The organism is Streptomyces sp. BK208, from assembly GCF_004364245.1.
GTDB lineage: Bacteria > Actinomycetota > Actinomycetes > Streptomycetales > Streptomycetaceae > Streptomyces.
In genome coordinates this window covers 277,808-298,634 of record NZ_SOAV01000006.1, presented here as the reverse complement: position 1 = coordinate 298,634, position 20,827 = coordinate 277,808, and the positions used below count along the sequence as shown (strand labels likewise).

Sequence of the window (20,827 nt, the reverse complement as noted above, 5' to 3'; positions counted from 1 at the left end):
CGGTCAAAACGGAGCCGCGGGGGCCCGCTCCGGCTCCGGCGCCCGCCCCGGGGGCACACGCTCCCCGGCGCCCGCCGGGGCGGTCCCGGCCTGCCGGGCCACCGTCACCGCGAGGACGCACAGCGTGAACGCGTCCCGGAAGGCCCGCCGCCGCTCCCCCTCCAGCCAGGGCCAGGTCAGCCCCGGTGCCTGGGGCACCAGTGCGACCCAGAACCACACCCCGCGGGCCACCGACCCGGCGTACGGCAGGCCGGCGAGCAGCAGCGGCAGGGCGACCAGGAGGTAGTGGTCGTAGGACGGCCTGGAGATCAGGAACGCCGAGAGCATCAGCCCCGCGCCGGTCTCCGCGAGCCGCAGCGGACCGGGGTCGGCGCGCCTCCAGCGCCGGTACGCGCACAGCACCCCGGCGCAGGCCGCCGCCACCGCGAGCCCCTGCGCGAGCGCCGGAGGCACCCCGAGCCGGGGCAGCACGGCCGCCGGGGAGGCCTCGTAGAGCCGTACGAAGCCGTCGTCGCCGTGCAGCAGGAAGGGCAGGGTGCGGGTGAAGAAGCCCGCCGGGTCGGGCATCGCCAGCGCCGCCGCGGCGGAGGCCAGCGCGGGCACCAGGACGGCCGCGGCCAGCGCCCGCCACCGGCCGGCGAAAAGGAAGAGCAGGACGACCGGCGCGAGCAGCGGCTTGAGCGCCACGGCCGCGCCGATGACCGCGCCCGCGCCCGTCCAGCGTCCCCGGCTCGCCATCAGCAGGGCCAGCGGCAGCGCCACCGTCGCCGTCACCGTCCAGTTGCCGAGCCGCACCAGGTGCCCGAACGGCGCGAAGCCCAGCGCCAGCCCGGTCAGCCCGAGGGCCGCGAGCCGGCTGCCGAGCGGCACCCGGTGCAGGAGCAGCGCGCAGGCCCAGGCCAGCGCCAGCAGGACGGTCACCGCGCACGGCACCAGCACCCGCAGCACCGCCCCGGGCAGCAGGGCCTGCGGCACGGCGGCCAGCACGGCGCTCGGCAGGTAGAGGAAGTGCGGATCGTCGTACGGGGAGCCGCCGTCCAGCCAGGTGCGGGCGGCCCGCACGACGATCGCGTTGTCCATCCCGCCGTCCGGGGTCACCCGCGCCGCGTGCGCGGCGGACGCCGCCAGCACCGTCACGAGCACCGCCCACAGATGCCGTCCCGCCGGTCGCACCAACCACCCGGAGATGTCGCTTTTGCCCGTCCGCATGAACGGAACGCTAGGCCCTGAGGCCCTCAAGTACGCGCACCAGCACGCCCGTCGGCACGTCTAAGATGCGGCCCATGAGCTATGGGCAAGGGGGACCTCAGTCGCAGTGGGATCCCTGGAAACCGCAATCGCAGCAGCCGCAGCAGCAGTCGCAGCCGCAGCAGCCCTGGAACAGCGGCAACGGTGACAACACGCCGGACTGGGCCGCCCTCGCCGAGGCCTCCGAGGCCCGCGCCAAGCGCCGCCGGCTGCTCTTCATAGGCGGCGGGGCGCTGGCCACCGTGGCGATAGCCGGTGCCGTCGCCGTGGCCGTCGTCTCCGCGAACGGCTCCGGCCAGGCCTCCGACAGCCCCTCCTCGCAGCTCCCCTCGACGGCGGACATACCCAGCGCCACGGCCACCCAGCCGTCCTTCGCCCCGACCAGCGCGCCGCCGCCGCTGGACCCGAAGGACTTCGTCTCCAGCGTCAAGAAGGACAAGGCACCGCTCAGCCCGGACCTGCTCTTCCCCGGCACCCAGCTGACCATGGGCGAGACGGTCTACAAGAAGGGCCCGACGGCCGACACCCGCACCTGCGGCTCCGCCGCCCAGGGCACCCTGCCGAAGGTCCTCGACACCAACAGGTGCACGCGTCTGATCCGCGTCACCTACACCAACGGCGACACCGCCGTCACCGTCGGCGTGGCCGTCTTCGACACCGAGGCGCAGGCCGCGAAGGCGAAGAAGGAAGCCGACAAGAAGAGCATCGTGCGCTCCGTGTCCGGTGGCGGCGTCAAGTCCTTCTGCACCGGTGCGGTCTGCCGCTCCACCACCAACTCCTACGGCCGCTACGCCTACTTCACCGTCGCCGGTTTCACGAACGGCAAGGACGTCACGGAGAAGTCCACCGGCGTCTTCCGCGCCGGTGACGACCTGGCCGAGTTCGCCTTCCGGCAGATCCGCCGACGCGGCGAGGCCCAGGCGTCGGCGGCGGCAGAGGGCTGACGCCGCCCCTCAGCAGCAGCCGGCTCCCGGCAGCGACCGCTTGTTGCGCGCCTCCTTGTTCCGGGCCGCCAGCAGCTCGTCGGCCGGGTAGCCGACCTCCTCGAGCGTCAGCCCGTGCGGCCGTACGACGTGCACGGCCGAGTCCCGTACGCCCGCGGCGAGCACCTTCGCCGGCCAGTCCGGCGCCCGGTGGCCGTCTCCGACGAACAGCAGGGCGCCGATCAGGGAACGCACCATGTTGTGGCAGAAGGCGTCGGCCCGCACGGTGGCGGTGACGATCCCGTCCTCCTCGCCCCGCACCAGGCTCAGCTCCTGCAGCGTCCGGATGGTGGTCGCCCCCTCGCGCTTCTTGCAGTAGGCGGCGAAGTCGTGCTCGCCCAGCAGTCCGCGGGCGGCCTCGTTCATGGCGTCCACGTCGAGCGGCCAGTCGTGCCACAGCACGTGCCCGCGCAGCAGCGGGTCGACACCGCCGGGGTTGTCGGTGACCCGGTAGGCGTAGCGCCGCCAGACCGCCGAGAACCGGGCGTTGAACCCGCTCGGCGCCTCCCTGAGCGCCCAGACCCGCACGTCCCTCGGCAGCCGCCCGGCGAGCCGCTTGAGCAGCTTCACGTGGTGCTCGGCCCACACCTCGCGCGGCAGATCGACGTGGGCGACCTGTCCCCGCGCGTGCACGCCCGCGTCGGTCCGCCCGGCGACCGTCAGCTCGTACGTCTCCCGCGACCGGGTGACCGTCCGCAGCGCGTCCTCGATCTCCCCCTGCACGGTCCGCCGCCCCCCGGCCTGCTTGGCCCACCCGGAGAACTCGCTCCCGTCGTAGGAGAGATCCAGCCGCACCCGCACGAACCCGGCCTCAACTTCGTCACTCACCCGCAGATCCTCTCACCCACACGAAAGCGGGCCCGCTCCTGAAAGGAACGGACCCGCCAACACCCTCACGGGGCTGTGCTCGATATGCGGCTCCGCCGCGTGGGCGCGACAAGCGACCACGAACCCGCAGCCGCGGTCACACAGCCCCCGGCGGACGCTTACGCGTCCTTCGACTCCTCGGCCGCGGCCTCGTCGTCGGCCTTGGCCGTGTCGACCTTGGTCTCGGCGGCCTCGGTGCCCTCGGCGTCCTTGGCGGCACGCTTCGTCGCGGCCTCGGCCTCGCCGGTGGCCTGCTGCGCCACGGTCAGCGCCTCGACCAGCTCGATGACGGCCATGGGCGCGTTGTCGCCGCGGCGGTTACCGATCTTGGTGATCCGGGTGTAGCCACCGGGACGGTTCTCGTAGCGCGGGCCGATCTCGGTGAAGAGCGTGTGGACGATGCTCTTGTCCGTGATCACCTGGAGCACCTGACGGCGGTTGTGAAGGTCGCCCTTCTTCGCCTTGGTGACCAGACGCTCGGCGTACGGACGCAGCTTGCGCGCCTTCGCCTCGGTGGTCGTGATCTTGCCGTGCTCGAAGAGCGACTTCGCGAGGTTCGCGAGGAGCAGCTTCTCGTGCGCGGCGCTGCCGCCCAGACGGGCACCCTTGGTGGGCTTCGGCATGGTGTTTCTCCTAGGTGTCTGCCCCGGCCGTATCAGGTACCGGAGTCAGTATCTGAGCAGACGGTTGTCTGTCAGAGATCCGGAGGCGGCCCCGAAGGGGCGTCTCCGGAGTGGGCGCGGGGCGGTTTCGATGTGCGACTCCGTCGCGTGGGCGCGACCAGCCACAGCCCGCCCGCACCCGCACCCGCAGTACGGCCCTCCTCGCGGAGCGCTCAGTACTGCTCGGTCTCCACGAACCCGGCGTCCGCGTCGTCGTCGGCGCCGAAGGCGTCCGCGGCGGCGGTCGGGTCGAACCCGGGAGGCGAGTCCTTCAGCGCCAGGCCCATGCCCGCGAGCTTGGCCTTGACCTCGTCGATCGACTTCGCACCGAAGTTGCGGATGTCGAGCAGGTCCGCCTCGGAACGGGCCACGAGCTCACCCACGGAGTGGATGCCCTCGCGCTTGAGGCAGTTGTACGACCGAACGGTGAGCTCCAGCTCCTCGATCGGCAGCGCCAGATCGGCGGCGAGCGCGGCGTCCGTCGGGGACGGACCCATGTCGATGCCCTCGGCGTCGATGTTCAGCTCGCGCGCGAGACCGAACAGCTCGACCAGCGTCTTGCCCGCGGAGGCCATGGCGTCACGCGGACGCATCGCCTGCTTGGTCTCGACGTCGACGATCAGCTTGTCGAAGTCGGTGCGCTGCTCGACACGCGTGGCCTCGACCTTGTACGTGACCTTGAGGACCGGCGAGTAGATCGAGTCGACCGGGATGCGCCCGATCTCCTGACCGACCTGCTTGTTCTGCACGGCGGAGACGTAGCCGCGACCGCGCTCGACGGTCAGCTCCATCTCCAGCTTGCCCTTGCCGTTGAGCGTGGCGAGGACGAGGTCGGGGTTGTGCACCTCGACACCGGCCGGCGGCGCGATGTCGGCGGCGGTGACCAGACCCGGGCCCTGCTTGCGCAGGTACATCACGACGGGCTCGTCGTGCTCCGAGGAGACGACCAGCTGCTTGATGTTGAGGATCAGGTCGGTGACGTCCTCCTTGACGCCCGGCACGGTGGTGAACTCGTGCAGGACACCGTCGATGCGGATGCTGGTGACAGCAGCGCCGGGGATCGACGAGAGGAGGGTGCGGCGGAGCGAGTTGCCGAGGGTGTAGCCGAAGCCCGGCTCCAGCGGCTCGATGACGAACCGGGAGCGGAACTCGTCGACGACCTCTTCGGTCAACGAGGGACGCTGAGCGATCAGCATGTGGTGATCCTTCAGTCAGGGGCGCCCGCTATTTGACGCCCGACTCTGTGATGCAAGGGTACGGGCGGCACGACCCGAAGGAGCCGTACCGCCCGCGAAACCCTGGTGAAGCGTCGTACCGATGCCGCCGTGAGGCGAGATCAGACGCGACGGCGCTTCGGCGGACGGCAGCCGTTGTGCGGGGTGGGCGTGACGTCCTGGATGGAGCCGACCTCGAGGCCGGTCGCCTGCAGGGAGCGGATGGCGGTCTCACGACCGGAACCCGGGCCCTTGACGAACACGTCGACCTTGCGCATGCCGTGCTCCTGCGCGCGGCGGGCAGCCGACTCGGCGGCCATCTGCGCGGCGAACGGCGTGGACTTCCGGGAGCCCTTGAAGCCGACGTGGCCGGCGGAGGCCCAGGAGATCACGTTGCCGGTCGGGTCCGTGATGGACACGATCGTGTTGTTGAACGTGCTCTTGATGTGCGCGTGGCCGTGAGCGACGTTCTTCTTTTCCTTGCGGCGCACCTTCTTGGTCGCGCCCTGACGTCCCTTGGGGGGCATGTCGTTCTCCTACGGGAGGTGGTCGGTCCTACAGCGAAGACCGCTGGACGGCGAGTCCGCTGCGGACTACTTCTTGCCCGGCTTCTTCTTGCCGGCGATGGCGCGACGCGGGCCCTTGCGGGTGCGGGCGTTCGTGCTGGTGCGCTGACCGCGGACGGGCAGACCGCGACGGTGACGGAGACCCTGGTAGGTACCGATCTCGACCTTGCGGCGGATGTCGGCCTGGACCTCGCGACGGAGGTCACCCTCGGTCTTGATGTTGTTGTCGACGTACTCGCGGATCGCGACGAGCTGCTCCTCGGAGAGGTCCCGAACACGGGTGTTCGGGTCCACGCCGGTCGCGGCGAGCGTCTGCTGCGAGAGGGTCCGGCCGATGCCGAACACGTAGGTGAGGGCGATCTCCACGCGCTTTTCGCGCGGGATGTCAACACCGGAAACGCGTGCCATTCAATGGCTCCAGTTGGTTGTCGGAGGTCTTCCACAGGACCGGTCCCCGGCCGCCGTATGAGGTACGGATCGGGTCCCCGGCCTCCGAACCGGGGGTGTCGGGCATGAGAGCGCCCGGGTCCTGCGTATGAACATGTTCAGCTCGCGTCGCGCGAAGTCCTGCGAATCGCGGAGGGAACGGTCAGGCGTCAGCCCTGGCGCTGCTTGTGGCGCGGGTTGTCGCAGATGACCATGACCCGACCGTGACGGCGGATCACCCTGCACTTGTCGCAGATCTTCTTGACGCTCGGCTTGACCTTCATGGGTGTGAGGTTCTCCGGGTCAGTTGCCGGCGGGCCCGTGCGCGGGGCACACGGGACGTGGGCAAGATCTACTTGTACCGGTAGACGATCCGGCCACGCGTCAGGTCGTACGGAGACAGCTCCACCACGACCCGGTCGTCAGGGAGGATGCGGATGTAGTGCATGCGCATCTTGCCGCTGATGTGTGCCAGGACCTGGTGGCCGTTCTGGAGCTCGACCTTGAACATGGCGTTCGGAAGAGACTCGACGACAGTGCCCTCGATCTCGATGGCACCTTGCTTCTTGGCCACGCTTCGCCCTTCGAATCGACTACCTTGATCGACTCAGCCTGTATCCCGCAGACATGCGGGCACACGTGAGCCGACGAGTCAGTCTACGTCAGGGGACCCGGAAAGGCGAAACGAGGAAGTCTGCCCCGCCTGCGAGATCGTTATGCCAGGGGGTCCGGCGCCGCCGTCACGCCCAGCTCCGCCAGCTTCACCCGGCCGCCGTCCGGCGCCGTCAGGACCAGCGGACCCTGCTCCGTCAGGGCCACCGAGTGCTCCCAGTGGGAGGACCAGGTGCCGTCGGTGGTGATGACCGTCCAGTCGACCGAATTCCTCACGCCCCTCTCGCGGGCTCGGCGCCAGGGGCGCCTCACAAGCTTCGAGCGGCTGCGCCGGCCTCCGACCGGCGGCCGTGGCCCGGGCAGACGTCACGCCAGGGGGTCCGGCGCCGCCGTCACGCCCAGCTCCGCCAGCTTCGCCCGGCCGCCGTCCGGCGCCGTCAGGACCAGCGGACCCTGCTCCGTCAGAGCCACCGAGTGCTCCCAGTGGGAGGACCAGGTGCCGTCGGTGGTGATGACCGTCCAGTCGTCGGAGAGGACCTCGGTGCGCGGGGTGCCCAGGGAGACCATCGGCTCGATGGCGAGGCAGAAGCCGGGGACCAGCTTCGGGCCCTTGCCGCGGCGCCGGTCGACGTAGTTCAGCAGGTGCGGGTCCATGTGCATCTCGGTGCCGATGCCGTGGCCGCCGTAGTCCTCGATGATCCCGTACTTGCCGCCGCCGGGCTTGGGCTGGCGGCGGATGTAGGTCTCGATGGCGCGCGAGACGTCGACGAGTCGGTTGCCCTGCTTCATCGCCGCGATGCCGGCCCACATCGACTCCTCGGTCACCCGGGACAGCTCGACCAGCTCCGGGGAGTGACCCGACCCGACGAAGGCCGTGTAGGCGGCGTCGCCGTGCCAGCCGTCGATGATCGCGCCGCAGTCGATGGAGATGACGTCGCCGTCCTTGAGGACCACGTCGTCGGACGGGATGCCGTGGACGACGACCTCGTTGACCGAGGTGCAGATCGTGGCGGGGAAACCGCCGTACCCGAGGAAGTTCGGCTTGGCGTCGTGCTCCGCGAGGACCTTGCGGGCGACCTGGTCCAGGTCCTTGGTGGTCGCTCCGGGCACGGCGGCCTCGCGGGTGGCCGCGTGGATGGCGGCGACGACCAGCCCCGCCTCGCGCATCTTGGCGATCTGCTCGGGGTTCTTGATCTGCACCATGGGGGCTGCGGCCTTTCTGGACGGGACGGGACCGGTGAGGAGGGGCGGAGGGGGACGGTTCCCACGATACGGGGCCTGGCCGTCCCACCCCACAGCACAGCCGCGGCCCCCTGAGCGAGGGACCGCGGCTGCGAGCCGTGCGGATGACTACTGGTCGTCGCGCTTGAGCGCCTCCAGCGCGCGGCGGGTGACCTCGTCCACGGGTCCCGTCGCGGCGATGGTGGCGACCAGGCCCTGCGCCTTGTAGTAGTCGATGATCGGCTCGGTCTGCGTGTGGTAGACCTCCAGCCGCTTGCGGACCGTCTCCTCGGAGTCGTCGTCCCGCTGGTACAGCTCGCCGCCGCAGACGTCGCAGACGCCTTCCTTCTTCGGCGGGGTGTACGTCACGTGGAAGACGTGGGCCGAGTCGTTGCGGCAGACGCGCCGGCCGGCGATCCGCTTGACGACCTCGTCCTCCGGGGCCTCCAGGTCCAGCACCGCGTCGAGCCTCATGTCCTCGGTCTCGAGCAGCTCGTCCAGCGCCTCGGCCTGGGAGACGTTGCGCGGGAAACCGTCCAGCAGGAAGCCGCCCTCGGCGTCGGGCTGCTCCATGCGGTCCTTCGCCATGGCGATGGTGACCTCGTCCGGCACCAGGTTGCCGGCGTCCATGTAGGACTTCGCGAGCTTGCCCAGTTCGGTCTGCTGGCTGATGTTCGCGCGGAACAGGTCGCCCGTGGAGATGTGCGGAATCTGCAGCGTCTCGGCAAGGCGGGTGGCCTGCGTTCCCTTTCCGGCGCCCGGAGGCCCGACGAGGACGATTCGCATCAGCGGAGGAACCCTTCGTAATTGCGCTGCTGGAGCTGGCTCTCGATCTGCTTCACCGTCTCGAGACCGACACCCACGATGATCAGGATGCTGGTGCCACCGAACGGGAAGTTCTGGTTTGCCCCGAAACCAGCCAACGCCATTGTCGGGACGAGAGCGATCAGGCCCAAGTACAGCGAACCCGGCCAGGTGATCCGGTTGAGTACGTAGCTCAGGTACTCAGCGGTCGGTCGGCCAGCCCGGATGCCCGGGATGAAGCCACCATACTTCTTCATGTTGTCCGCGACTTCCTCGGGGTTGAACGAGATGGCCACGTAGAAGAAGGCGAAGAACACGATCAGGAAGAAGTACAGGATGATGTGCGGCGTCGCCGCGGTGTCCGCGAGGTTCTTCGTGATCCAGGTGGCCCAGCCCGCCGTCGAGTTCGAGAACTGGACGATCAGCGCCGGGATGTAGAGCAGCGACGAGGCGAAGATGACGGGGATGACACCCGCCTGGTTCACCTTGAGCGGGATGTACGTCGACGTGCCGCCGTAGGAGCGGCGGCCGATCATGCGCTTCGCGTACTGGACCGGGATGCGGCGCTGGGCCTGCTCGACGAAGACCACGAGACCGACCATCACCAGGCCGACCAGGATCACCGTGCCGAACTCGATCCAGCCGTCCGCCAGGTCGCCCGACGTCTTGATCGCCCACATCGCGGACGGGAAGGTCGCGGCGATCGAGATGAACATCAGGATCGACATGCCGTTGCCGATGCCGCGGTCGGTGATCAGCTCGCCGAGCCACATGACGACGGCCGTACCGGCGGTCATGGTGATGACCATGACGATCGTGGTGAAGATCGCCTGGTCGGGCACGATCTGGCCGGCGACGGTGCAGCCGGAGAAGAGGGCGCCGCTGCGGGCGGTGGCCACCAGGCCGGTGCCCTGCAGGATGGCGAGCGCGATGGTCAGGTAGCGGGTGTACTGCGTGATCTTCGCCGTACCGGCCTGGCCCTCCTTCTTGAGGGCTTCCAGACGCGGGATGACGACGGTCAGCAGCTGCAGAATGATGCTCGCCGTGATGTACGGCATGATGCCGAGCGCGAAGACCGTGATCTGCAGCAGGGCGCCACCGCTGAACATGTTGACCAGGCCGAACAGGCCCTGGTTGCCGGACGCCTGGTCCACGCACTCCTGGACGTTCTTGTAGTCGACACCTGGAATGGGGATGTGGGTACCGAGGCGGTACACCACGATGATGCCGAGCGTGAAGAGCAGCTTCTTGCGCAGGTCGGGCGTCTTGAACGCCCGGGCGAACGCGGTGAGCACGGTGCCTCCTGCGACCCCCGCGCTACTGCGTCAAGGGTGACGGTCTTGAGGTTCGACGACTGATAAGTGGACGGCTAAGTGACTAACGCTGAGCCGCCGCCCAGAGTGCCTCATGTGACGCACCCGTGAAAGAGGGCAGCGCTGGCCACCTTACCGGCGGGAGTACTCCCCTTGGAACGACCAACCGGGGATACCCCATTTGTGGGGCATCCCCGGTCGGGATCGCTCAAGTCATCGAGACGCCTGAAGGATTCAGACGAGCTCGGTGACGGTACCGCCGGCGGCGGTGATCTTCTCCTTGGCGGAGCCGGAGACGGCGTCGACCGTCACCTGCAGCGCCACGGAGATCTCGCCCTGGCCGAGGACCTTGACGAGGCTGTTCTTGCGAACGGCACCCTTGGCCACGAGGCCCTCGACGGTGACCTCGCCACCCTCGGGGTACAGCGCGGACAGCTTGTCGAGGTTCACGACCTGGAACTCGGTCTTGAACGGGTTCTTGAAGCCCTTCAGCTTCGGAAGACGCATGTGGAGGGGCATCTGGCCACCCTCGAAGCGCTCCGGAACCTGGTAACGGGCCTTCGTGCCCTTGGTACCACGACCGGCCGTCTTACCCTTCGACGCCTCACCACGACCGACACGGGTCTTGGCGGTCTTGGCGCCCGGGGCGGGACGGAGGTTGTGGATCTTGAGCGGGTTGTTTTCCGCCATGATCAGTCGACCTCCTCGACCGACACGAGGTGGCGGACGGTGTGCACCATGCCGCGGAACTCGGGGCGGTCCTCCTTGACGACCTGCGTGTTGATCCCCTTGAGACCAAGGGAACGCAGGGTGTCACGGTGGTTCTGCTTGCTGCCGATGTAGGACTTGACCTGCGTAATCTTGAGCTGCGCCATGATTACGCACCCGCCCCGGCACGCGCACGGAGAAGAGCCGCGGGGGCGACGTCCTCGAGCGGCAGACCACGGCGGGCCGCGATCTCCTCGGGACGCTGCAGGCCCTTGAGGGCCTCCACGGTCGCGTGCACGATGTTGATCTGGTTGTCGGAGCCGAGCGACTTCGACAGCACGTCGTGGATACCGGCGCACTCGAGCACGGCGCGCACCGGACCACCGGCGATAACACCGGTACCGGGGGACGCGGGCTTGAGCAGCACGACGCCGGCAGCCTTCTCACCCTGGATGGGGTGCGGGATGGTGCCCTGGATGCGGGGGACCTTGAAGAAGTGCTTCTTGGCCTCCTCAACGCCCTTGGCGATGGCGGCCGGCACCTCCTTGGCCTTGCCGTATCCGACACCCACGGTGCCGTCACCGTCGCCCACCACGACCAGCGCGGTGAAGCTGAAGCGACGACCACCCTTCACAACCTTGGCGACGCGGTTGATCGCGACGACGCGCTCAACGTAAGCGGTCTTCTCGGCGGCACCTGCGCCACCGTCACGGCCCTTCCGGTCCCGCCGCTCGCCGCCACCGGCACCGCCACCGCGGCGCTGGGGTCCAGCCATTGGAATTACCTCTCTCTGTTTCCGCTAGCGATACGGAACCGGCTCAGAACTTCAGTCCGGCTTCGCGGGCGGCGTCCGCCAGGGCGGCGATGCGCCCGGCGTACTGGTTACCACCACGGTCGAACACGACGGCCTCGACACCGGCGGCCTTGGCGCGCTCGGCGACCAGGGCACCGACCTGCTTGGCCTGCGCCGACTTGTCCGCCTCGCCACCACGGATCGAGGTGTCCAGGGTGGACGCCGACGCAAGGGTGTGACCCTTGAGGTCGTCGATCACCTGGGCCACGATGTGGCGGTTCGAGCGGGTAACGACCAGACGGGGACGCTCCGCCGTACCCGAGAGATTCTTGCGAATCCGGATGTGGCGGCGCTTGATCGCGGCGCGCTTGTAGGCGTCGCCCTTCAGGATCTTCTGTCCGTATGCCATGGCTTACTTACCCGCCTTTCCGACCTTGCGGCGGATGACTTCGCCCTCGTACTTGACGCCCTTGGCCTTGTACGGGTCGGGCTTGCGCAGCTTGCGGATGTTGGCCGCAACCTCGCCGACCTTCTGCTTGTCGATGCCCTCGACCGAGAAGTGGGTCGGGTTCTCCACCTTGAAGGTGATGCCCTCGGGGGCCTCGACCAGGATCGGGTGGCTGTAGCCGAGGGAGAACTCCAGGTTCGAACCCTTGGCGAGCACGCGGTAACCGACACCGCTGATCTCGAGCTTCTTCACGTAACCCTGGGTCACGCCGGTGATCATGTTCGCCACCAGCGTGCGGGACAGGCCGTGCAGGGCCTTGCTCTGACGCTCGTCGTTGGGGCGCGTGACGTTCAGAACGCCGTCCTCACCCTTGGCGATGTCGATCGGCGCCACGACGGTGTGGGTCAGCGAGCCCTTGGGGCCCTTGACCGAGACCGTACGGCCGTCGATGGTGACGTCCACGCCGGCGGGAACCGCGATGGGGAGCTTGCCGATGCGCGACATAGCTGTTTCCTCCGTTCCCTTCCGTTACCAGACGTAGGCGAGGACTTCTCCGCCTACGCCCTTCTTGCCGGCCTGCTTGTCGGTGAGGAGCCCGTGGGACGTGGAGATGATCGCCACGCCGAGGCCACCCAGCACCTTGGGCAGGTTGGTGGACTTCGCGTACACCCGGAGACCGGGCTTGGAGATCCGCTTGATGCCCGCGATGGAGCGCTCACGGTTCGGACCGAACTTCAGCTCGAGGGTGAGGTTCTTGCCGACCTCGGCGTCCTCGGTCTTCCAGCCGGTGATGAAGCCCTCCTGCTGGAGGATCTCCGCGATGTGAGACTTGATCTTGGACGCCGGCATCGTCACGGAGTCGTGGTACGCCGAGTTCGCGTTCCGCAGACGCGTAAGCATGTCTGCGATCGGATCAGTCATGGTCATGAATTGGCCTTCGGCCTCTCTCGCCGGGGTTTCCTGGTGCGCCATCCCTCTCCCCGATCCGAGACGGGACGGGTGCGGCGCGGTGGACCTACGGCGTAGTAAGTCGTACGGGCGGCAGACGCCCAACCCCACAAGCCTAAGGCATGCGGAGCCGGGCCCCTGCCGACCCAGATGCTTACCGAGAGTCTGAATAACCCGGAATTACCGGATTACCAGGAGCTCTTGGTCACGCCCGGCAGCTCGCCACGGTGAGCCATCTCACGAAGGCACACGCGGCACAGGCCGAACTTGCGGTAGACGGAGTGCGGACGGCCGCAGCGCTGGCAGCGCGTGTAGCCGCGGACACCGAACTTGGGCTTGCGAGCAGCCTTGGCAATCAGAGCCTTCTTCGCCATCTCGCTCACGCCTCCTTGAAGGGGAAGCCGAGGTGACGAAGGAGCGCGCGGCCCTCAGCGTCGTTGGTCGCCGTGGTCACCACGGTGATGTCCATACCCCGGGTGCGGTCGATCTTGTCCTGGTCGATCTCGTGGAACATGACCTGCTCGGTGAGACCGAAGGTGTAGTTGCCACGACCGTCGAACTGCTTGGGGGACAGACCGCGGAAGTCGCGGATGCGCGGCAGCGCCAGCGACAGGGTGCGGTCCAGGAACTCCCACATGCGGTCGCCACGGAGCGTGACGTGGGCACCGATCGGCTGGCCCTCACGCAGCTTGAACTGCGCGATGGACTTGCGGGCCTTGGTGACGGCCGGCTTCTGACCGGTGATGGTGGTCAGGTCGCGGATCGCGCCCTCGATCAGCTTCGAGTCACGGGCGGCGTCGCCGACACCCATGTTGACCACGATCTTCACGAGGCCGGGGATCTGCATGACGTTCTCGTAGGAGAACTCCTCACGCAGCTTGCCCGCGATCTCCTCGCGGTACTTCGTCTTGAGACGCGGAGTGGTGGTGGTAGCCATCAGATGTCCTCACCCGTCCGCTTGGCAACGCGGATCTTGTTGCCCTCGTCGTCGAAGCGGTAACCGACGCGCGTGACGACCTTGTTGCCGTCCTTCTCCACGACCAGCTGAACGTTGGACACGTGGATCGGGGCCTCGGTGGTCACGATGCCGCCGGCCTGCGAACCGCGAGCGGTCGGACCGGCCTTGGTGTGCTTCTTGACCCGGTTGACACCCTCGACCAGGACGCGGTCCTCACGGGGGAAGGCCGCGATGACCTTGCCCTGCTTGCCCTTGTCCTTACCGGTGATGACCTGGACCAGGTCGCCCTTCTTGATCTTCATGCTCACAGCACCTCCGGCGCGAGGGAGATGATCTTCATGAACTTCTTCTCGCGCAGCTCACGGCCGACCGGGCCGAAGATACGGGTGCCGCGAGGGTCGCCGTCGTTCTTCAGAATGACGGCGGCGTTCTCGTCGAAGCGGATGTACGAGCCGTCCGGACGGCGGCGCTCCTTGACGGTGCGAACGATGACCGCCTTGACGACGTCACCCTTCTTCACGTTGCCACCGGGGATCGCGTCCTTGACGGTGGCGACGATGACGTCACCGATACCCGCGTAGCGGCGACCGGAGCCACCGAGCACACGGATGGTGAGGATTTCCTTCGCACCCGTGTTGTCGGCGACACGCAGTCGCGACTCCTGCTGGATCACGTCTATCTCCTGAATGTCTGCCGGTTCCCCGGGAGTCGGTCACCTAGGTGAACGACTCCCGGAGCCTGGCGGAACTGTCCTGCGGGGAATGCCTCGCAGGAGATTTCTTACTTGGCCTTCTCGAGGACCTCGACGACGCGCCAGCGCTTCGTCGCGGACAGCGGCCGGGTCTCCATGAGGAGGACACGGTCGCCGACGCCCGCGGCGTTCTGCTCGTCGTGAGCCTTGAGCTTCTCGGTACGGCGGATGACCTTGCCGTACAGGGCGTGGGTCACGCGGTCCTCGACGGCGACGACGACGGTCTTGTCCATCTTGTCGCTGACGACCAGACCCTGGCGGGTCTTGCGGAAGCCGCGCGCGGCCTTCGTCTCTTCAGTCACGTTGCTCTCGCTCATCAGGCGCTCTCCACCGTCTCGATGCCCAGCTCGCGCTCACGCATCAGGGTGTAGATCCGCGCGATGTCCTTACGGACGGCCTTGAGCCGACCGTGGTTCTCGAGCTGACCCGTCGCCGCCTGGAAGCGGAGGTTGAACAGCTCTTCCTTGGCTTCGCGGAGCTTGTTCAGCAGCTCCTCGTCACCCAGTTCGCGCAGCTCGGACGCCTTGGTACCGGCCGACATCACGCTTCACCTGCCTCGCGCTTGACGATCCGGCACTTCATCGGCAGCTTGTGGGCCGCACGGGTCAGCGCCTCACGGGCGATCTTCTCGTTGGGGTAGGACAGCTCGAACATGACCCGGCCCGGGTGCACGTTCGCGATCCACCACTCCGGGGAACCCTTACCGGAACCCATGCGGGTCTCGGCCGGCTTCTTCGTGAGCGGGCGGTCCGGGTAGATGTTGATCCAGACCTTGCCGCCACGCTTGATGTGGCGGGTCATCGCGATACGGGCCGCCTCGATCTGGCGGTTGGTCACGTACGCCGGCGTGAGGGCCTGGATGCCGTACTCGCCGAACGCAACCTGCGTACCGCCCTTGGCCATGCCGCGGCGCTTGGGGTGGTGCTGCTTGCGGTGCTTGACCCTACGGGGGATCAGCATTTCGGTCAGGCCTCCGTTCCGGTGCTCTCAGCCGGAGCGGCAGCGGCGGGCGCGTCGGCCTTGGGAGCCTCGGCGGCCGGAGCCGACTGCTGCTGCGGCTTGCGCCCACGACGCTCGCCACCACCGCGGCCACCGCGGGCCGGGCGGTCGTTGCCGCCACGGGCCGGACGGTTGCCGGCGCGGGCGGCGGCGTTCTCGGCGCGGACCTCGGCGATGTTCTTGACGTCGCCCTTGTAGATCCAGACCTTCACGCCGATGCGGCCGAAGGTCGTCTTGGCCTCGAAGAAGCCGTAGTCCACGTTCGCGCGGAGCGTGTGCAGGGGCACACGGCCCTCGCGGTAGAACTCCGAGCGGGACATCTCGGCGCCACCGAGGCGGCCACCGCACTGGATCTTGATGCCCTTGGCGCCGGCCTTCATCGTGCCCTGCATGCTCTTGCGCATGGCGCGACGGAAGGAGACGCGGGAGGAGAGCTGCTCGGCGACGGCCTGGGCAACCAGCTGAGCGTCGGTCTCGGGGCTCTTGACCTCGAGGATGTTCAGCTGGACCTGCTTGCCGGTGAGCTTCTCGAGCTGACCGCGGATCTTGTCGGCCTCCGCACCGCGGCGGCCGATGACGATGCCCGGACGAGCCGTGTGGATGTCCACGCGGACGCGGTCACGGGTGCGCTCGATCTCGACCTTGGAGATGCCGGCGCGCTCCATGCCGGACGTCAGCATCCGACGGATGGCGACGTCTTCCTTGACGTAGTCCTTGTACAGCTTGTCGGCGTACCAACGCGACTTGAAGTCGGTCGTGACACCGAGCCGGAACCCGTGCGGGTTTACCTTCTGGCCCATTACCGGGTTCCTTCCTTGCTGCTGACGACCACGGTGATGTGGCTGGTCCGCTTGCGGATCCGGTAGGCGCGGCCCTGGGCGCGCGGACGGAACCGCTTCAGGGTCGGGCCCTCGTCGACGTACGCCTCGGAGATGAAGAGGCTGTCGGCGTCGGTGTGGTCGTAGTTGTGCGCGGCGTTGGCAATGGCGCTGTCCAGCACCTTGCCGACCGGCACGCTCGCGGCCTGCGGGGCGAAACGCAGGACCGCCTGAGCCTCCGTGGCATCCATGCCACGGATGAGGTCCACCACGCGGCGGGCCTTCATGGGCGTGACGCGGATGTACCGCGCCTGGGCCCTGGCTTCCATGGTTGTCCCTTCAGTGTTTGTCATGGTCATTCCACCCCGCATTTAGCGGCGCTTCGACTTCCGGTCGTCCTTGACGTGACCCCGGAAGGTGCGCGTCGGCGAGAACTCGCCGAGCTTGTGGCCGACCATGGACTCGGTGACAAACACCGGGATGTGGGTCTTGCCGTTGTGCACCGCGATCGTGTGGCCGAGCATCGCCGGGACGATCATCGAGCGACGGGACCAGGTCTTGATGACGTTCTTGGTACCGGCTTCGTTCTGCGTGTCCACCTTCTTGATCAGGTGGTCGTCGACGAAGGGTCCCTTCTTCAAGCTACGAGGCATCTCAACCCGTCCTTAGCGCTTCTTGTTCGTCTTGCGGCGGCGGACGATGTACTTGTTCGACGCCTTCTTGGGCGAACGAGTACGGCCTTCCTTCTTGCCCCAGGGGGACACCGGGTGGCGACCACCCGAGGTACGGCCTTCGCCACCACCGTGCGGGTGGTCCACCGGGTTCATGACCACACCACGCACGGTCGGGCGAACGCCCAGCCAGCGCTTACGGCCCGCCTTGCCCCAGTTGATGTTGCTCTGCTCGGCGTTGCCGACCTCGCCGACCGTGGCGCGGCAGCGCTGGTCGACCAGGCGGATCTCTCCGGACGGCATGCGCAGGTGGGCCATGGTGCCCTCCTTCGCGAGCAGCTGCACGGAGGCACCGGCGGAGCGGGCGAACTTGGCGCCGCCACCGGGACGGAGCTCGATCGCGTGGATCGTGGTACCGACCGGGATGTTGCGGAGCGCCAGGTTGTTGCCCGGCTTGATGTCGGCCCCGGGACCGTTCTCGACGCGGTCACCCTGCTGCAGGTTGCGCGGGGCGAGGATGTAGCGCTTCTCGCCGTCGGCGTAGTGCAGCAGCGCGATGCGCGCGGTGCGGTTGGGGTCGTACTCGATGTGCGCGACCTTCGCCGGCACGCCGTCCTTGTCGTGCCGACGGAAGTCGATGACACGGTAGGCGCGCTTGTGTCCGCCACCCTGGTGGCGAACGGTCACACGACCGGCGTTGTTACGGCCGCCCTTGCTGTGCAGCGGGCGGACCAGCGACTTCTCCGGCGTGGACCGCGTGACCTCGACGAAGTCGGCGACGCTGGAGCCACGGCGGCCCGGCGTAGTCGGCTTGTACTTGCGGATTCCCATTTCTCAGTCCTCGTCCGATTCCGGACGATCCGGACCTCCGTCAGGAGGTCGGACCGCCGAAGATGTCGATACGGTCGCCCTCGGCGAGGGTCACGATCGCGCGCTTGCTGTCGGCACGCTTGCCGAAGCCCGTGCGGGTCCGCTTCCGCTTGCCCTGGCGGTTGATCGTGTTGACCCCGGTGACCTTGACCGAGAAGACCGCCTGGACGGCCTCCTTGATCTGGGTCTTGTTGGAGCCCGGCGCGACGATGAACGTGTACTTGTTCTCGTCGAGGAGCGCGTAGCTCTTCTCGGACACGACCGGCTTCAGCAGCACGTCACGGGGGTCCGTGAACGCCTTGCTGGCCGGGGTGACGACGGTGTTCTTGCCCTCGGCCTCGTGGCGGCGCGCCTTGGCGACGCGCGCGGCCTTGGCGGCCTTGGCCGCCTTGGAGGCGATGCTCGGGTGACGCGTAGCCATCAGGCTTCGCTCCCTTCGGTGTCAACGGCCTTGTCGGGGCCAGACACGAAGGACTCGAAAGCGGCCTGGGTGAAGACCACGTCGTCCGAGACGAGAACGTCGTACGTGTTCAGCTGGCCCGGCTCCAGGATGTGGATCTGGGGCAGGTTGCGGGCGGACAGCCACGCGGCCTCGTCGGCGCGGTCGACGACCAGGAGCAGGTTCTTGCGCTCCGAGATCTTGCCGAACAGCGTCCGGGCGGCCTTCGTGGACGGGTTGTCGCCCTCGATGACGCCGGTCACGACGTGGATGCGGTTGTGGCGGGCCCGGTCGGTGAGGGCGTGGCGCAGGGCCGCGGCCTTCATCTTCTTCGGGGTCCGCTGCGAGTAGTCACGCGGCTGCGGGCCGTGGACGACGCCACCGCCGGCGAACTGCGGCGCACGGGTCGAACCCTGGCGGGCGCGGCCGGTGCCCTTCTGGCGGTACGGCTTCTTGCCGCCACCACGGACCTCGCCGCGACGCTTGGTCTTGTGCGTGCCCTGGCGGGCAGCGGCGTTCTGCGCGACGACGACCTGGTGGATCAGCGGGATGCTGATCTTCTCCACGCCGAAGATCTCCGCGGGGAGCTCGACGCTTCCGGTCTTCTCGCCGGCAGGCGAAAGGATGTCAACAGTGCTCATCGGTTACCTCAGGCCCCCTTGGCCGCAGTGCGGACCAGGACGAGGCCGCCGTTCGGACCGGGAACCGCGCCCTTGATGAGCAGCAGACCCTTCTCCGCGTCAACGGCGTGGACGGTCAGGTTCTGGGTGGTGACCCGCTCGTTGCCCATGCGGCCGGCCATGCGGAGGCCCTTGAACACGCGGCCCGGGGTGGCGCAGCCACCGATGGAACCGGGCGAGCGGTGCTTGCGCTGGGTGCCGTGTCCGGCGCCGAGGCCCTTGAAGTTGTGACGCTTCATGACACCGGCGAAGCCCTTGCCCTTGCTCTTGCCGGTCACGTCGACCTTGAGCCCGGCCTCGAAGACCTCGGCGGTGACTTCCTGACCGAGGGTGTACTCGGCGGCGTCGGCCGTACGGATCTCGACGAGGTGGCGGCGGGGGGTGACGTCGGCCTTGGCGAAGTGGCCCTTGAGGGGCTTGTTCACCTTGCGCGGGTCGATCTCGCCGAACGCGATCTGGACGGACTCGTAGCCGTCGACGTCGTTCGTGCGGACCTGGGTGACGACGTTGGGGCCGGCCTTGACAACGGTGACCGGAACAACGCGGTTGTTCTCGTCCCACACCTGCGTCATGCCGAGCTTCTCGCCCAGGATGCCCTTGATCTGCTTGGTCATCTTCAGATCACCGCCCTCAGAGCTTGATCTCGATGTCGACACCGGCCGGGAGGTCGAGTCGCATCAGAGAGTCAACGGTCTTGGGGGTCGGGTCGAGGATGTCGATCAGGCGCTTGTGCGTGCGCATCTCGAAGTGCTCGCGCGAGTCCTTGTACTTGTGCGGCGACTTGATGACGCAGTACACGTTCTTCTCAGTGGGCAGCGGCACCGGGCCCGCGACCGACGCACCAGTGCGGGTCACCGTCTCGACGATCTTCTTCGCCGAGGAGTCGATGACCTCGTGGTCGTAGGCCTTGAGCCGGATGCGGATCTTCTGTCCCGCCATGGCTACTCAGTAGTCCTGTCTCTCGTAACGCTCTGGACCCGGTGGTCCTTGTCCATTCCGCTCCCCCTCCGACCCACGCGGTCGGGCGTGTCGCGCTCTCGCTGACACAGATGTCCCTTTTCGGGACTTCCCTGCAGTGGGAGTCGCGGGCCCTTCCGGAACCGCAGACCGGGGGCGAGAGGCCCACCGGGTGCCTGGCCTGCACCCCGCTGACGCTTCCCGGAAGATTCCCGTACGTCCGCCCCTGATCAGGGACGACGAGTACTGTGGGACTCGCTTCCGGTCCCCCCGGCGGGAGGCGCGCAGCATCGGCACTCGACCGAGCAACCCCGCTAGTCTGCCATACGGGGCGCGGGGCTGGCCAATCGAAGCGGATGACTGTACCCCGGGGGTGACGGAGATCAAACCTGGGCGCGTAATGTGACGCCGTCCCGCTGTCCGGAGGGACAGATTCACGGTGCCTTCGGGAACCCCTCTTCCAGGAGCCAGTACTCGCCGCCCTCGGTGCTGGCGGCGAGGGCGAGGTGGCCGCTCAGCGACCTGGCGATGAAGAGGAGCTCGCTCGGTTGATCCGCTGTGGACGAGATCGATGTCCGCTCGGTCAGCCTCACCCGGACCCACCCCAGTTCCATACCGGCAGCGGCCAGGAACGAACCGTCATCGGCCACAAGCCCTCCGGCGCGGGCGCGCGCCCTCCAACGCTCGTCAACGACCGGCCCCGCGTCGCCCCCGCTCCGCGGGATGCGCTCGACGGGTTCCGCATCCAGGTGCACCACGCGGCGGAACACCTCCGTGACGGTCGGCCCACCCTGCCCCTCGTACACTCCCAGCACTTCGAGGCCGGCACCTTCGAGGCGGGATTGCGCTTTCGCATCCATTACGTAACACC

General features: G+C 68.0%; 34 protein-coding genes and 1 pseudogene. 1 reads left to right on the top strand and 34 read right to left on the bottom strand.

The window, feature by feature from the left end; all coding sequences use genetic code 11:
• Positions 1-3: 3 nt before the first annotated feature.
• Positions 4-1,209 carry a glycosyltransferase family 87 protein gene (locus EV562_RS17390; protein WP_243860076.1) on the bottom strand — a complete coding sequence of 402 codons (1,206 nt, stop codon included), beginning with the start codon at positions 1,207-1,209 and terminating at the stop codon, positions 4-6.
• 74 nt (positions 1,210-1,283) lie between these two features.
• On the opposite strand from EV562_RS17390, the gene EV562_RS17385 reads away from it, so the two are divergent.
• Positions 1,284-2,192, top strand: a complete 909-nt coding sequence (locus EV562_RS17385; protein ID WP_133887701.1) for a hypothetical protein — start codon at positions 1,284-1,286, stop codon at positions 2,190-2,192.
• A 9-nt stretch (positions 2,193-2,201) separates the two neighbouring features.
• Here EV562_RS17385 and truA read toward each other — a convergent pair whose 3' ends face one another.
• The 33 genes and pseudogenes from truA to EV562_RS17215 form a co-directional block, all read right to left on the bottom strand.
• A complete protein-coding gene (truA, locus tag EV562_RS17380) occupies positions 2,202-3,059 on the bottom strand; it encodes a tRNA pseudouridine(38-40) synthase TruA (RefSeq protein WP_133887700.1) in 858 nt (285 codons plus the stop codon).
• A gap of 158 nt (positions 3,060-3,217) precedes the next feature.
• Positions 3,218-3,721, bottom strand: coding sequence for a 50S ribosomal protein L17 (rplQ, locus tag EV562_RS17375; protein WP_133887699.1), 504 nt, complete (start codon positions 3,719-3,721; stop codon positions 3,218-3,220).
• A gap of 212 nt (positions 3,722-3,933) precedes the next feature.
• On the bottom strand, positions 3,934-4,956 hold the full coding sequence (locus tag EV562_RS17370) for a DNA-directed RNA polymerase subunit alpha (RefSeq protein ID WP_003966937.1): 1,023 nt from the start codon (positions 4,954-4,956) through the stop codon (positions 3,934-3,936).
• 140 nt (positions 4,957-5,096) lie between these two features.
• Positions 5,097-5,501: a 30S ribosomal protein S11 gene (rpsK, locus tag EV562_RS17365; RefSeq protein ID WP_007443997.1), complete on the bottom strand. Its 405-nt coding sequence runs from the start codon at positions 5,499-5,501 to the stop codon at positions 5,097-5,099.
• 66 nt (positions 5,502-5,567) lie between these two features.
• A complete protein-coding gene (rpsM, locus tag EV562_RS17360) occupies positions 5,568-5,948 on the bottom strand; it encodes a 30S ribosomal protein S13 (RefSeq protein WP_003974244.1) in 381 nt (126 codons plus the stop codon).
• A gap of 188 nt (positions 5,949-6,136) precedes the next feature.
• On the bottom strand, positions 6,137-6,250 hold the full coding sequence (gene rpmJ, locus EV562_RS17355) for a 50S ribosomal protein L36 (protein WP_003974245.1): 114 nt from the start codon (positions 6,248-6,250) through the stop codon (positions 6,137-6,139).
• Positions 6,251-6,318: 68 nt separating this feature from the next.
• The gene (infA, locus tag EV562_RS17350; protein WP_003948620.1) at positions 6,319-6,540 is read right to left on the bottom strand and encodes a translation initiation factor IF-1; all 222 of its coding nucleotides are present in this window, start codon (positions 6,538-6,540) and stop codon (positions 6,319-6,321) included.
• A gap of 140 nt (positions 6,541-6,680) precedes the next feature.
• A pseudogene (locus EV562_RS17345) lies at positions 6,681-6,839 on the bottom strand (type I methionyl aminopeptidase); the annotation flags it as partial.
• Positions 6,840-6,944: 105 nt separating this feature from the next.
• The gene (gene map / locus EV562_RS17340) at positions 6,945-7,781 is read right to left on the bottom strand and encodes a type I methionyl aminopeptidase (RefSeq protein WP_133887698.1); all 837 of its coding nucleotides are present in this window, start codon (positions 7,779-7,781) and stop codon (positions 6,945-6,947) included.
• A 147-nt stretch (positions 7,782-7,928) separates the two neighbouring features.
• Positions 7,929-8,585, bottom strand: a complete 657-nt coding sequence (locus tag EV562_RS17335; RefSeq protein ID WP_133887697.1) for an adenylate kinase — start codon at positions 8,583-8,585, stop codon at positions 7,929-7,931.
• Positions 8,585-9,898: a preprotein translocase subunit SecY gene (secY, locus tag EV562_RS17330; RefSeq protein ID WP_133887696.1), complete on the bottom strand. Its 1,314-nt coding sequence runs from the start codon at positions 9,896-9,898 to the stop codon at positions 8,585-8,587. The genes EV562_RS17335 and secY overlap by 1 nt, the downstream gene beginning before the upstream one ends.
• Positions 9,899-10,150: 252 nt before the next feature.
• The gene (gene rplO, locus EV562_RS17325) at positions 10,151-10,606 is read right to left on the bottom strand and encodes a 50S ribosomal protein L15 (RefSeq protein ID WP_031041533.1); all 456 of its coding nucleotides are present in this window, start codon (positions 10,604-10,606) and stop codon (positions 10,151-10,153) included.
• Positions 10,607-10,608: 2 nt separating this feature from the next.
• Entirely contained in the window at positions 10,609-10,791 is a 183-nt protein-coding gene (gene rpmD, locus EV562_RS17320; protein WP_006140898.1) for a 50S ribosomal protein L30, read from the bottom strand.
• A 2-nt stretch (positions 10,792-10,793) separates the two neighbouring features.
• A complete protein-coding gene (rpsE, locus tag EV562_RS17315) occupies positions 10,794-11,399 on the bottom strand; it encodes a 30S ribosomal protein S5 (protein ID WP_133887695.1) in 606 nt (201 codons plus the stop codon).
• 43 nt (positions 11,400-11,442) lie between these two features.
• Positions 11,443-11,826: a 50S ribosomal protein L18 gene (gene rplR / locus EV562_RS17310; protein WP_121748663.1), complete on the bottom strand. Its 384-nt coding sequence runs from the start codon at positions 11,824-11,826 to the stop codon at positions 11,443-11,445.
• A gap of 3 nt (positions 11,827-11,829) precedes the next feature.
• Positions 11,830-12,369 carry a 50S ribosomal protein L6 gene (rplF, locus tag EV562_RS17305; RefSeq protein WP_003974253.1) on the bottom strand — a complete coding sequence of 180 codons (540 nt, stop codon included), beginning with the start codon at positions 12,367-12,369 and terminating at the stop codon, positions 11,830-11,832.
• A 24-nt stretch (positions 12,370-12,393) separates the two neighbouring features.
• Positions 12,394-12,792 carry a 30S ribosomal protein S8 gene (rpsH, locus tag EV562_RS17300; RefSeq protein ID WP_003974254.1) on the bottom strand — a complete coding sequence of 133 codons (399 nt, stop codon included), beginning with the start codon at positions 12,790-12,792 and terminating at the stop codon, positions 12,394-12,396.
• A 209-nt stretch (positions 12,793-13,001) separates the two neighbouring features.
• Positions 13,002-13,187: a type Z 30S ribosomal protein S14 gene (locus tag EV562_RS17290; RefSeq protein WP_003948630.1), complete on the bottom strand. Its 186-nt coding sequence runs from the start codon at positions 13,185-13,187 to the stop codon at positions 13,002-13,004.
• Between the two features lie 5 nt (positions 13,188-13,192).
• Positions 13,193-13,750, bottom strand: a complete 558-nt coding sequence (gene rplE, locus EV562_RS17285) for a 50S ribosomal protein L5 (protein ID WP_003974255.1) — start codon at positions 13,748-13,750, stop codon at positions 13,193-13,195.
• Positions 13,750-14,073, bottom strand: a complete 324-nt coding sequence (gene rplX / locus EV562_RS17280) for a 50S ribosomal protein L24 (RefSeq protein WP_003992365.1) — start codon at positions 14,071-14,073, stop codon at positions 13,750-13,752. The genes rplE and rplX overlap by 1 nt, the downstream gene beginning before the upstream one ends.
• Positions 14,074-14,075: 2 nt before the next feature.
• Entirely contained in the window at positions 14,076-14,444 is a 369-nt protein-coding gene (gene rplN / locus EV562_RS17275; protein WP_003974257.1) for a 50S ribosomal protein L14, read from the bottom strand.
• A 107-nt stretch (positions 14,445-14,551) separates the two neighbouring features.
• On the bottom strand, positions 14,552-14,839 hold the full coding sequence (gene rpsQ, locus EV562_RS17270; protein ID WP_003974258.1) for a 30S ribosomal protein S17: 288 nt from the start codon (positions 14,837-14,839) through the stop codon (positions 14,552-14,554).
• Complete coding sequence (gene rpmC, locus EV562_RS17265; RefSeq protein ID WP_005481220.1) at positions 14,839-15,063, bottom strand: 50S ribosomal protein L29; 225 nt, start codon at positions 15,061-15,063, stop codon at positions 14,839-14,841. The genes rpsQ and rpmC overlap by 1 nt, the downstream gene beginning before the upstream one ends.
• Positions 15,063-15,482, bottom strand: coding sequence for a 50S ribosomal protein L16 (rplP, locus tag EV562_RS17260; protein ID WP_003974260.1), 420 nt, complete (start codon positions 15,480-15,482; stop codon positions 15,063-15,065). The genes rpmC and rplP overlap by 1 nt, the downstream gene beginning before the upstream one ends.
• Before the next feature lie 5 nt (positions 15,483-15,487).
• Positions 15,488-16,321: a 30S ribosomal protein S3 gene (gene rpsC / locus EV562_RS17255; RefSeq protein ID WP_133887694.1), complete on the bottom strand. Its 834-nt coding sequence runs from the start codon at positions 16,319-16,321 to the stop codon at positions 15,488-15,490.
• The gene (gene rplV, locus EV562_RS17250; protein ID WP_003974262.1) at positions 16,321-16,668 is read right to left on the bottom strand and encodes a 50S ribosomal protein L22; all 348 of its coding nucleotides are present in this window, start codon (positions 16,666-16,668) and stop codon (positions 16,321-16,323) included. Before rplV ends, rpsC begins: the two co-directional genes overlap by 1 nt.
• Before the next feature lie 42 nt (positions 16,669-16,710).
• Entirely contained in the window at positions 16,711-16,992 is a 282-nt protein-coding gene (gene rpsS / locus EV562_RS17245) for a 30S ribosomal protein S19 (protein ID WP_003974263.1), read from the bottom strand.
• 12 nt (positions 16,993-17,004) lie between these two features.
• The gene (gene rplB / locus EV562_RS17240; RefSeq protein WP_003974264.1) at positions 17,005-17,841 is read right to left on the bottom strand and encodes a 50S ribosomal protein L2; all 837 of its coding nucleotides are present in this window, start codon (positions 17,839-17,841) and stop codon (positions 17,005-17,007) included.
• 40 nt (positions 17,842-17,881) lie between these two features.
• Positions 17,882-18,301 carry a 50S ribosomal protein L23 gene (gene rplW / locus EV562_RS17235; protein ID WP_007443985.1) on the bottom strand — a complete coding sequence of 140 codons (420 nt, stop codon included), beginning with the start codon at positions 18,299-18,301 and terminating at the stop codon, positions 17,882-17,884.
• Positions 18,301-18,960 (bottom strand): 50S ribosomal protein L4, encoded by a 660-nt coding sequence (gene rplD / locus EV562_RS17230; RefSeq protein ID WP_133887693.1) that lies wholly within the window; start codon positions 18,958-18,960, stop codon positions 18,301-18,303. The genes rplW and rplD overlap by 1 nt, the downstream gene beginning before the upstream one ends.
• A gap of 8 nt (positions 18,961-18,968) precedes the next feature.
• Positions 18,969-19,613, bottom strand: coding sequence for a 50S ribosomal protein L3 (gene rplC, locus EV562_RS17225; RefSeq protein WP_133887692.1), 645 nt, complete (start codon positions 19,611-19,613; stop codon positions 18,969-18,971).
• 16 nt (positions 19,614-19,629) lie between these two features.
• A complete protein-coding gene (gene rpsJ / locus EV562_RS17220; RefSeq protein WP_003948644.1) occupies positions 19,630-19,938 on the bottom strand; it encodes a 30S ribosomal protein S10 in 309 nt (102 codons plus the stop codon).
• Positions 19,939-20,390: 452 nt separating this feature from the next.
• Entirely contained in the window at positions 20,391-20,816 is a 426-nt protein-coding gene (locus EV562_RS17215; RefSeq protein WP_133887691.1) for a hypothetical protein, read from the bottom strand.
• Positions 20,817-20,827: the final 11 nt, after the last annotated feature.

Bases quoted from the DNA above. Each gene is read 5' to 3' on its own strand.
- rplO (WP_031041533.1), bottom strand. From the start codon at position 10,606: ATGGCGGAAAACAACCCGCTCAAGATCCACAACCTCCGTCCCGCCCCG.
- rplQ (WP_133887699.1), bottom strand. From the start codon at position 3,721: ATGCCGAAGCCCACCAAGGGTGCCCGTCTGGGCGGCAGCGCCGCGCAC.
- EV562_RS17290 (WP_003948630.1), bottom strand. From the start codon at position 13,187: ATGGCGAAGAAGGCTCTGATTGCCAAGGCTGCTCGCAAGCCCAAGTTC.
- rpsM (WP_003974244.1), bottom strand. From the start codon at position 5,948: ATGGCACGCGTTTCCGGTGTTGACATCCCGCGCGAAAAGCGCGTGGAG.
- rpsH (WP_003974254.1), bottom strand. From the start codon at position 12,792: ATGACCATGACTGATCCGATCGCAGACATGCTTACGCGTCTGCGGAAC.
- rplW (WP_007443985.1), bottom strand. From the start codon at position 18,301: ATGGCTACGCGTCACCCGAGCATCGCCTCCAAGGCGGCCAAGGCCGCC.
- rpsK (WP_007443997.1), bottom strand. From the start codon at position 5,501: ATGCCCCCCAAGGGACGTCAGGGCGCGACCAAGAAGGTGCGCCGCAAG.
- rplX (WP_003992365.1), bottom strand. From the start codon at position 14,073: ATGAAGATCAAGAAGGGCGACCTGGTCCAGGTCATCACCGGTAAGGAC.
- EV562_RS17370 (WP_003966937.1), bottom strand. From the start codon at position 4,956: ATGCTGATCGCTCAGCGTCCCTCGTTGACCGAAGAGGTCGTCGACGAG.
- rplC (WP_133887692.1), bottom strand. From the start codon at position 19,613: ATGACCAAGCAGATCAAGGGCATCCTGGGCGAGAAGCTCGGCATGACG.
- rplF (WP_003974253.1), bottom strand. From the start codon at position 12,369: ATGTCGCGCATCGGCAAGCTCCCCATCGCGGTTCCCGCCGGCGTGGAC.
- rplD (WP_133887693.1), bottom strand. From the start codon at position 18,960: ATGAGCACTGTTGACATCCTTTCGCCTGCCGGCGAGAAGACCGGAAGC.
- rplR (WP_121748663.1), bottom strand. From the start codon at position 11,826: ATGGCATACGGACAGAAGATCCTGAAGGGCGACGCCTACAAGCGCGCC.
- rpsS (WP_003974263.1), bottom strand. From the start codon at position 16,992: ATGCCTCGTAGCTTGAAGAAGGGACCCTTCGTCGACGACCACCTGATC.
- rplV (WP_003974262.1), bottom strand. From the start codon at position 16,668: ATGGAAGCCAGGGCCCAGGCGCGGTACATCCGCGTCACGCCCATGAAG.
- rpsJ (WP_003948644.1), bottom strand. From the start codon at position 19,938: ATGGCGGGACAGAAGATCCGCATCCGGCTCAAGGCCTACGACCACGAG.
- rplP (WP_003974260.1), bottom strand. From the start codon at position 15,482: ATGCTGATCCCCCGTAGGGTCAAGCACCGCAAGCAGCACCACCCCAAG.
- rpsE (WP_133887695.1), bottom strand. From the start codon at position 11,399: ATGGCTGGACCCCAGCGCCGCGGTGGCGGTGCCGGTGGCGGCGAGCGG.
- EV562_RS17335 (WP_133887697.1), bottom strand. From the start codon at position 8,585: ATGCGAATCGTCCTCGTCGGGCCTCCGGGCGCCGGAAAGGGAACGCAG.
- rpmJ (WP_003974245.1), bottom strand. From the start codon at position 6,250: ATGAAGGTCAAGCCGAGCGTCAAGAAGATCTGCGACAAGTGCAGGGTG.
- rpmD (WP_006140898.1), bottom strand. From the start codon at position 10,791: ATGGCGCAGCTCAAGATTACGCAGGTCAAGTCCTACATCGGCAGCAAG.
- EV562_RS17385 (WP_133887701.1), top strand. From the start codon at position 1,284: ATGAGCTATGGGCAAGGGGGACCTCAGTCGCAGTGGGATCCCTGGAAA.
- EV562_RS17390 (WP_243860076.1), bottom strand. From the start codon at position 1,209: ATGCGGACGGGCAAAAGCGACATCTCCGGGTGGTTGGTGCGACCGGCG.
- rpsQ (WP_003974258.1), bottom strand. From the start codon at position 14,839: ATGAGCGAGAGCAACGTGACTGAAGAGACGAAGGCCGCGCGCGGCTTC.
- rpmC (WP_005481220.1), bottom strand. From the start codon at position 15,063: ATGTCGGCCGGTACCAAGGCGTCCGAGCTGCGCGAACTGGGTGACGAG.
- rplB (WP_003974264.1), bottom strand. From the start codon at position 17,841: ATGGGAATCCGCAAGTACAAGCCGACTACGCCGGGCCGCCGTGGCTCC.
- rpsC (WP_133887694.1), bottom strand. From the start codon at position 16,321: ATGGGCCAGAAGGTAAACCCGCACGGGTTCCGGCTCGGTGTCACGACC.
- rplE (WP_003974255.1), bottom strand. From the start codon at position 13,750: ATGGCTACCACCACCACTCCGCGTCTCAAGACGAAGTACCGCGAGGAG.
- map (WP_133887698.1), bottom strand. From the start codon at position 7,781: ATGGTGCAGATCAAGAACCCCGAGCAGATCGCCAAGATGCGCGAGGCG.
- EV562_RS17215 (WP_133887691.1), bottom strand. From the start codon at position 20,816: ATGGATGCGAAAGCGCAATCCCGCCTCGAAGGTGCCGGCCTCGAAGTG.